This is a genomic window from Lacticaseibacillus manihotivorans DSM 13343 = JCM 12514 (assembly GCF_001435035.1).
Lineage (GTDB): Bacteria > Bacillota > Bacilli > Lactobacillales > Lactobacillaceae > Lacticaseibacillus > Lacticaseibacillus manihotivorans.
In genome coordinates, this window is record NZ_AZEU01000055.1 from 21,937 (window position 1) to 30,207 (window position 8,271).

Here is an 8,271-nt window from a genome sequence, read left to right on the forward strand (position 1 = left end):
CAATCATGGCTTGTCAATTTGAATTAGCGCATATCGGGATCAATCAAGATAGTCCCAAAGAAGCAGCAGACCTTGCGAGTTTGTTGAGTCAATTGTTTAATCTGACGCCTCGCGCAGGCCAAAAATCTGAATTTGCTGGTAATTTGTTTGAATGCATGCGGCAGCCATTCTTAGGAAAAAATGGTCATATCGCAATGAAAACACCAGATCTTGAAGCGGCAGTTGCTGAACTTAAAGGCAAAGGCTTTGAGTTTAACCAAGATACTGCCGCGTATAATGATGATGGAAAATTGAAAAACATTTATCTCGCTGGTGAATTTGGTGGTTTTGCGATTCACATTTTGCAAGCATAACCTAAAGAAGCAGGCATCCGCGGATGCCTGCTTCTTGTCTGGAGGGGATCTTATGACACGAGTGGTGATGGTAACTGGCAGTTCTCATGGCATTGGGCGACAGATTGCTTTAACCTTAGCTGAGCAAGGCGATAACTTGGTTTTGTGTGGTCGTGATACTGATGCCTTAGCAACTGTCCAAGATCAAGTGACAGCCTTGGAGCGTCGCGCAATTGCAGTGGCAGGTGATATCAGTGACCCACAGTTTGTGCACCAGCTAGTATGCGCGGCGACTATGGCGTTTGGTCATATTGACGGTTTGGTCAATAATGCTGGTGTGATGCGTCGCACAGCAACGCTACAAACTTCTTTAGCACAGTGGGAGCAAGTGCTTCGCGTCAACTTAACGAGTGCTTTTATGCTGAGTCAAGCGGTGTTACCGATCATGGTGGCAGAAGGTGGTGGGGCGATCGTAAATATTACGTCAGCAGCGGCTGTTACCCCACATCCTAATGCCGCACCAAGCTATGGTGCTAGCAAAGCGGACCTCACCTATTTAACCAAACATCTCGCTCAAGAATTTGCCGAAGATCATATTCGTGTGAATGCCGTGTGCTGCGGGCCGATCGCCAGTGCGATGACTGATCAGTGGCATGCTGATTACCGTGAAAAAGTCTTAGCCAAGATCCCGTTGAAACGTTTGGGAACCCCTGAAGAAGTGGCAGCAGCCGTCGCTTTTCTTTTATCTGAAAAAGCCGGATTTTGCACTGGCGCAAGTTTAAATGTCAGCGGGGGCAAGTTGATGATTTGATCAACGCCCATCAATAAAGGCCCGAAACATGTCGTTTCGGGCCTTTGTCAGTGAGCTTAAACTAATTGGATCGGACCATCGCCATTATTCTTATCATCGTTGCCTTTGTCATCATCAAATGAAACATCAGGCTTAATAGTTTCAGGCTTTGGATCGTCAGCTTTGTCAGCGGCTTTCTTAGTTGCAGGCTTCTTGCTGTCAGAAGCTTCAGCGTCTTCTGCGTCAGCTTCTGGCTCTGGATCAAACAACAGCTTACGCATCTTCGTGGTGATTTCATCCAACATATCAGGATGTTCACGCAAGAAGTTGACGGCATTTGGCGCCCCTTGGCCCAAGCGTTCGTCTTTGTAGCTGTACCATGAACCAGACTTCTTGATGACATCATGGTTGACGGCTAAGTTCAACATGTCATCGACAGGTTCGATCCCGTGACCATAAGTCATCGTGGTTTCGATTTTCTTAAATGGCGGCGCAACTTTGTTCTTGACGACTTTGATGGTGGTCGTCTTCCCAATTGGGTCATCTTCACCGGCGACTTTGATCTGCTTGGAGCCACGGACTTCCAAGCGAATGGTGGAGTAGAACTTCAAGGCGCGGCCACCTGGCGTGGTTTCTGGGTTCCCAAACATCACGCCGACTTTTTCACGGATTTGGTTGATGAAGATCACGATGGTTTGAGACTTGAAGATTTGGGCGGTGAGCTTACGTAAAGCCTGACTCATCATCCGCGCTTGTAAGCCGACGAATTGATCCCCGATTTCACCATCGATTTCAGCCTTTGGTGTTAAGGCAGCGACAGAATCGACGACCACGATTTGGACGGCACCAGAAGATACTAAGGCGTCAGTGATGGCTAAGCCTTGTTCACCAGTATCTGGTTGTGACAACAGTAATTCGTCGATGTTGACGCCAAGGGCTTTGGCGTAAGTTGGATCCATCGCGTTTTCCGCGTCGACATAAGCGGCGATACCACCTTGTTTTTGGACAGAAGCGACGGCTTGCAGTGCGATGGTGGTTTTACCACTGGATTCTGGGCCGTAGATTTCAATGACACGGCCGCGTGGGAAGCCCCCAACGCCGAGGGCAGCATCCAAGGACAAGATCCCAGTGGATACGACTTCGACATTGGTTAAGGACTTTTCGCCCATTTTCATGACGGCGCCATCACCGAATTCTTTGGTGATTTTCTTCAACGCCTTGTCTAAGGCGACTTGGCGTGCGTCGGCGTCAGTGATTTCTTTGACGTTTTCACGTGAGTTGGTTGATTTAGATGCCATGTTATCCCTCCTGGATCATTGCTTCCTCTATTATCGAACATTTGTTCCGATGACGCAAGCTTTTTAACAAATTTCTCCTTCCTTATCATATGCCAGCAGGCGGTCGCTGTCCAAGAATCGCCCCAAAATGTAAGCGTTGACGTGGGCGCGCAATGGGGTATATTTAAAATAACAATAATGATAAAGGAGCTCAACAATATGACAGTCACAATGACACGCTATGGTACCAAAAATGGTGAGCAAGAATATGAATACACCATGACCAATCACAATGGCTTACAAGCTTTAGTGCTCAACTATGGTGCCACACTGGAGAAAATTCTGACGCCGGCTGGCGACAATTTGATTCTATCGTTGGATAGTCCCAAAGCTTACGATCAAGAGCGGAACTTTTTAGGTGGCACGGTAGGGCGTGTGGTCGGGCGCTTGCCAGGACATGTATGGCGTTTTGGTGATCAAGAAATCGTCCTGCCTAAAGGTGAAGGTGAAAATGCGATCCACGGTGGGGCAGAAGGCTTAGATACCCAAGTATTTACTGGCAGCTACCGCGAGTTTGCCGACTACGATGAAGTTTATTTCACCTTTTTAGACCCAGCCGGTCATAATGATTTCCCGGGAAATGTTCGCGTGACTGTCACTTACCGTTTAGATGATGAAGATAAATTGACTTATCACGTTGACGCCACCACTGATGCACCAACCTTATTTAACCCGACCAACCATGTGTACTTTGCTTTAGATGGCGAAGGCTCGACAGTCGATGACACCACGTTGACGTTGGCTTGTGATTTCTATGCGCCACTGACGGATCACTTGCCAATCGATGGCTGGGCACCGGTTGCGGATACCCCATTTGATTTCACGCAAGGGCAACGCTTAGGCGATGTGATGCCACAAGTACTCGATGGGGCTGGCTTTGACCATCCATTTTTGAATAAATCTGCACAAGCAGCCACGTTAGTCGGGGAATCTGGGCGCAAAATGCACCTGACCACGACGGCACCTGGCATCGTGATTTATACCGCCAATCATTTTGATCATACTGGCGTCGCGCACAATATTGGCCAACATGCAGGCGTTGCCTTAGAAGCGCAGATCCCACCAGCTAGTGGTTTGGATTGGTCTGCCATCACCTTGTTGCCGGGCCAACCGTATCGATTGACCACCAGTTGGCAGTTTGAATTTTAACCTCACTGGCGGATTTTAGGAATAAAAGTGAGCTGTGCCTACAAATACGCTAGGCCCATGACTATTCAAGTGGTAGAATGTAAACGTTGTCTATTTTAAGGAGGCGAGTACCATCGCTAAGTATATTTTTACGGCCTTAGATGGTGCGTTGCTGAATGATTTAGGCAACTTGACCACCACCACGGCTTTGGCATTGAATAATTTAGGCGCCCCGCTGTCGATCATCACCGGCCGCGCCCCTTTTGAACTCAACGGCGTGTTGAAACGGCTTCAAACTGACGCGCCGCAAATCGCCTTTCATGGTGCACTGATTTATGCGCCACGGACGGGCAAAAAGGGCTTACTCGGTGCTTGGCCGCTGGAAGCATTGGCGATGATGGCCTTGGTGCGCTCATTATTAGCCAGCTTTCCAGATCTTGGTATCAGCGTTTTTGATGCCGTGCATGGGTATGCCGTCAAAGAAGCCACTGGTGAGCGCTACAAGTTGCTAGGCCGCAAACGTTTGGAAGTCTTGCCTTTGCAAGAGTTGTTTGATACCAAGCTTAAAGAAGTGTACATGATTTCGTTAATGTTGCCTGAAGCGCACTTGGCCAAAGCCGTCAACGAGTTCCTTCATCGCCTGCATTTACGCGACATTCGCATTGTCACAGTCGGGGATCGACAACTCGATATCGTCAGTCGCGATGCGCGGCCAACGCGTGGCATCGATTATATTATGACGCGTTATCGGTTATATGCTGGGGACATCGTGTATTTTGGTTGTCATTATGATGAAGTGCGGATGGCGGATTTTGCTGGGGTGCAAATCGCGATGGGTAACGCTGAACCAGCGCTACGAGCGGATGCTGATTATGTGACGTCGACGAATAACGACAATGGCGTCGCCCAAGCACTGCAACGATTCAAATTACTGTAAAGTCGGTGAGAACCGGCTTTTTATTTGGGCTCAAATTGGCCAATGACATGACATCTCGTGAGCCGTGCTATTTCGGGGAATAGAAGCGAATTAAGACGATTGGTCCAGCCACTAAGCTTTTCAAAGCCAGACAAAACCGTAAAATTATGATACGATATTAATGTTCTAATTAAATTTTAAGAGGTGACGCAGCATGCAATGGGATGCAACTGAATATGATGCCAAACATGACTTTGTCTTTAAATATGGTGAATCGCTGTTATCGCTAATGCCCGCGGCACCAGGCAAAGTATTAGACATTGGCTGTGGAACAGGTGAATTGAGCCAGGAACTTGCGGAAGCAGGATTTGATGTCGTTGGCGTGGATCAAAGCGAAGCCATGTTGGAAAAAGCCGTTGCCCATTTTCCTGCGGTTGATTTTGAGCTCGGCGATATTTTAAATTATGCCGGCAAGCCCGCCCAATATGATGCCTTATTTTCAAATGCTTGTTTTCATTGGATCCGCGCGCAAGACCGCTTAGCCAATGTGATGCACCGGTTATTGAAGCCAAACGGGATCTTGGTGGCGGAATTTGGCGGAGCAGGCAATATTCAAACCATTACGGATGGCTTCAAGGCTGAACTGGCGAAGTTTGACATCGACTATCAATCGCCGTTTTATTTCCCTAGTGTGGATGAGTATCGGGATTTATTGACGCGACATGGCTTTCAAAAAGTCGACTTAGACGCTTATGATCGTCCAACGCCATTAAAAGATGGGCGCGCCGGCTTGCGCAACTGGGTCGCACAATTTTTTGCCAGTGATCTTGAACAGCTTTCAGCGGATCAACAAAAGGCCTTGTTTGATCGCCTTGATGACGCGCTTGATGCGAAGTTGTGGCATGGTGATCATTGGGAAGCTGATTACCGCCGGTTGCGCGTGCGCGCTGAGGCATAAAACGTGACAGCGCTTTCTAAACCTGCTATACTCAAAGAGCAAGAGTTGGGAGCATCTCTTGCGCAACCGTTTGTGGGATGACGGGTAGTGGCAGTGACGATCTTCTCCTTCTTGATAAGATCGCGGGCGTGAAACGATAGATGGACCAGGGACCCTTATGGCGGTCGCTGGTCTTTTTGTGCGCATGATCGTGACTCGGTATTAGCTGTTCAGCCAACTTTGTCTGTTGGATTCATTTTTTTGCGTGCAGTTTTGTGATAAGCTAGAACCAAAATCTGGAGGCGCTTACGTACATGACAAAACAATTATTTGGTAGCATTGAAGCTGGCGGGACCAAGTTCGTGGTCGCAGTTGGGGATAGTGAACTCAACATTATCGAAAAGGCGCAATTTCCAACCACCGCGCCAGCTGAAACCTTAGCAAAATGTGTCGACTTCTTCACGGCTCATCCGGTATCTGCATTAGGCATTGGCTCTTTTGGCCCAATCGATATCGACAAAAAGTCTGCCACTTATGGCCAAGTGTTGGCCACGCCAAAGCCTGGCTGGGCTGGCGCTGATGTGGTCGGCACTTTGAAAGCCGCTTTGAATGTGCCAATTGCCTTCACAACTGATGTCAATGCTTCGGCATATGGCGAATATATTGGCGGATCTGGTAAGGATGTTGATTCATTAGTTTACTTCACTATCGGGACTGGCATCGGTGGTGGCGCGATCCAAGACGGCAAGTTCATCGGTGGCACCGGCCACGCTGAAATGGGCCATGCGTTATGCGTGCCGCGGCCTGATGATGATTATCAAGGCACTTGTCCTTTCCATGGTCGCCATTGTTTTGAAGGCATGGCAGCAGGGCCTTCGCTTGAAGGCCGCACCGGCATTCCTGGACAAGATCTGCCGCGGGATAACAAGGCGTTTGAATTCATCAGCGACTACATTGCGCAAATGCTGTTCAATACATACGTCAACTTGCGCCCAGCTAAAATTATTTTAGGCGGGTCCGTGTTGTCTGATGCCGAATTGCCAATGGTGCGTGACTATTTTGAAAAGTACAACAATGGTTACGTGGCAACGCCTGACTTGACGGAATTGATCGTCACGTCTAAAATGCCTAACAATTCATCAGCGACGGTTGGTGACTTTGCATTAGCTAAGCAAGTATTAGGTTAAAACGTATCCAAGGCTTGATCAAAACCCGAACGCGGGTCGCGATCAAGGCTTTTTTTAGTTAAGCTAGTCGTCATATCGCGGATAATTTGGTAAAATTAAACTCGACTATTCGATGCATGCGTTTTTTTAAGTAAAGTTACCTAACATACGCAGTTTTACAGTATAATAGGGGTAATTGGATGTAAGTGCTTTCTAGGGTGGTGATTGGGATGCGTCGATTTATTGGACAATCCAAGTTCTCTGGTGACGGCAGGCGCCAGCATATCGGATTTGAATTATTTGCACGTGAATATGAAAACGGTCGGTGGTCGCTACCGACTGATTTTAATGCGATCACAGCCACAGACATTCGTCGCATGCCATCAGAAGCCTTGCTCCACCTCGACTTTACAACGGAGCTGATTTCTTTTAATTTGGAACAGCGCCAATTCATCGATCCTGACTATGTCGAAGCCGTCGCCTTGGTCCAGTCGCGCACGCCGATCACTTTGATCACGGAATTGACTGAACGTGCAGACGATACGGTCACCTTAGAACAACTGCAACGCGGGGCCAAGCGGTTTCATGATGCAGGGTTGAAAGTATGCATCGATGATGTGGGGACTGGGAGTAATAACTTAGATCTCGTTACCGCACTAGCCCCTTACGTGGATGAATATAAATTTGCTTTGCAGAACTTACGGCCGTTTGATCATATTCCAGAAATCGCCCCGAAACTCGACTATTGGTATAATTTCGCCGAAAACCAACACAAGACGTTAGCTATTGAAGGCATCGAAACTGCGCCTGGCGTCGCAGAGCTGGAAAGCGATTATCCTTGTGATATTTTACAAGGCTATTATTTAGCCAAACCCGCGCCATTACCTAAAGGCAATCAGCTACATTGGAATTTTTAAAGCAAAAAGATAGCCGTGCACAAGTGCGCGGCTGTTATAATGGTCAAAAATTGGGGAGGCCCGCCTTTGAACCTTGAGAAAAAAGCTTTTCGTGAGACTCAGATCAAAAAAATGCAACATGCTGCGCAAGCAACCACCCAAGCTGCGCCAGCATTGTTAGCACAATTGATGGCTTTGCCGCAATGGCAACAAGCTAAAACCGTTGGCTTGACGGTTTCAAGTCCCATTGAAGTGCCAACTGAGCCGATTATGCGAGCAGCTTTGGCCGCTGGCAAAACGGTCTTGTTGCCTAAATGCATGCCACATCGCCAAATGGCCTTTTTACCAGATCCAGGTGCTGACCAGCGCATTAAAAGTAGCTTCGGGATCCCAGAGCCAGCCTACGACGCCGAACTCGTGAATAACCAACCGGATCTCTTGATCGTGCCAGGCATTGCTTATGCCAAAGACACCCATGCCCGCATCGGCTTTGGTGGTGGGTATTATGACCGCTTCTTGGCGCAATATCAAGGCTCAACGGTGACGCTGGCGGCACCAGTGATGGTTTATGAAACCGCGCAATGGCCAGTGGAACCTTTTGATATCTTATTAGATACAGTATTAACCACCGATTAACAGTGTTTGTGTGAAGGTAGGACAAAATTCGTCCTACCTTTTTTACATTTGCTATCCGCCACCAGGCGCCAGTGGTCTGTAAGCACCTAATAACAGACCGCCTATCCCTCTCAATTGCCAAGCGGTATCATGA

At 48.1% G+C, this 8,271-nt stretch carries 9 protein-coding genes; 8 read left to right on the forward strand and 1 reads right to left on the reverse strand.

Annotation, left to right across the window (positions count from 1 at the left end):
* Positions 1–5: 5 nt before the first annotated feature.
* Together FD01_RS03580 and FD01_RS03585 are read left to right on the forward strand one after the other, a co-directional pair.
* On the forward strand, positions 6–353 hold the full coding sequence (locus FD01_RS03580; protein WP_056962627.1) for a hypothetical protein: 348 nt from the start codon (positions 6–8) through the stop codon (positions 351–353).
* Positions 354–405: 52 nt separating this feature from the next.
* On the forward strand, positions 406–1,143 hold the full coding sequence (locus FD01_RS03585; RefSeq protein WP_056962629.1) for an SDR family NAD(P)-dependent oxidoreductase: 738 nt from the start codon (positions 406–408) through the stop codon (positions 1,141–1,143).
* Between the two features lie 56 nt (positions 1,144–1,199).
* On the opposite strand, the gene recA is transcribed toward FD01_RS03585, so the two are convergent.
* On the reverse strand, positions 1,200–2,420 hold the full coding sequence (recA, locus tag FD01_RS03590) for a recombinase RecA (protein WP_056962631.1): 1,221 nt from the start codon (positions 2,418–2,420) through the stop codon (positions 1,200–1,202).
* Positions 2,421–2,618: 198 nt separating this feature from the next.
* On the opposite strand from recA, the gene FD01_RS03595 reads away from it, so the two are divergent.
* From FD01_RS03595 to FD01_RS03620, 6 genes are all read left to right on the forward strand, one after another.
* Complete coding sequence (locus tag FD01_RS03595) at positions 2,619–3,608, forward strand: aldose epimerase family protein (RefSeq protein ID WP_056962633.1); 990 nt, start codon at positions 2,619–2,621, stop codon at positions 3,606–3,608.
* A gap of 124 nt (positions 3,609–3,732) precedes the next feature.
* Positions 3,733–4,524 carry an HAD hydrolase family protein gene (locus FD01_RS03600; RefSeq protein ID WP_225436272.1) on the forward strand — a complete coding sequence of 264 codons (792 nt, stop codon included), beginning with the start codon at positions 3,733–3,735 and terminating at the stop codon, positions 4,522–4,524.
* A 193-nt stretch (positions 4,525–4,717) separates the two neighbouring features.
* Positions 4,718–5,461 carry a class I SAM-dependent methyltransferase gene (locus FD01_RS03605; RefSeq protein ID WP_056962636.1) on the forward strand — a complete coding sequence of 248 codons (744 nt, stop codon included), beginning with the start codon at positions 4,718–4,720 and terminating at the stop codon, positions 5,459–5,461.
* Between the two features lie 293 nt (positions 5,462–5,754).
* A complete protein-coding gene (locus FD01_RS03610; RefSeq protein ID WP_056962638.1) occupies positions 5,755–6,627 on the forward strand; it encodes an ROK family protein in 873 nt (290 codons plus the stop codon).
* Positions 6,628–6,836: 209 nt separating this feature from the next.
* Positions 6,837–7,523: an EAL domain-containing protein gene (locus tag FD01_RS03615; RefSeq protein WP_056962640.1), complete on the forward strand. Its 687-nt coding sequence runs from the start codon at positions 6,837–6,839 to the stop codon at positions 7,521–7,523.
* A 66-nt stretch (positions 7,524–7,589) separates the two neighbouring features.
* The gene (locus FD01_RS03620; protein WP_225436186.1) at positions 7,590–8,138 is read left to right on the forward strand and encodes a 5-formyltetrahydrofolate cyclo-ligase; all 549 of its coding nucleotides are present in this window, start codon (positions 7,590–7,592) and stop codon (positions 8,136–8,138) included.
* The last annotated feature ends 133 nt before the right edge of the window (positions 8,139–8,271 follow it).

Excerpts from the sequence above, each read along its gene's own strand:
- FD01_RS03585 (WP_056962629.1), top strand. The coding sequence starts at position 406 with ATGACACGAGTGGTGATGGTAACTGGCAGTTCTCATGGCATTGGGCGA.
- FD01_RS03595 (WP_056962633.1), top strand. The coding sequence starts at position 2,619 with ATGACAGTCACAATGACACGCTATGGTACCAAAAATGGTGAGCAAGAA.
- FD01_RS03615 (WP_056962640.1), top strand. The coding sequence starts at position 6,837 with ATGCGTCGATTTATTGGACAATCCAAGTTCTCTGGTGACGGCAGGCGC.
- FD01_RS03605 (WP_056962636.1), top strand. The coding sequence starts at position 4,718 with ATGCAATGGGATGCAACTGAATATGATGCCAAACATGACTTTGTCTTT.
- FD01_RS03580 (WP_056962627.1), top strand. The coding sequence starts at position 6 with ATGGCTTGTCAATTTGAATTAGCGCATATCGGGATCAATCAAGATAGT.
- FD01_RS03610 (WP_056962638.1), top strand. The coding sequence starts at position 5,755 with ATGACAAAACAATTATTTGGTAGCATTGAAGCTGGCGGGACCAAGTTC.
- recA (WP_056962631.1), bottom strand. The coding sequence starts at position 2,420 with ATGGCATCTAAATCAACCAACTCACGTGAAAACGTCAAAGAAATCACT.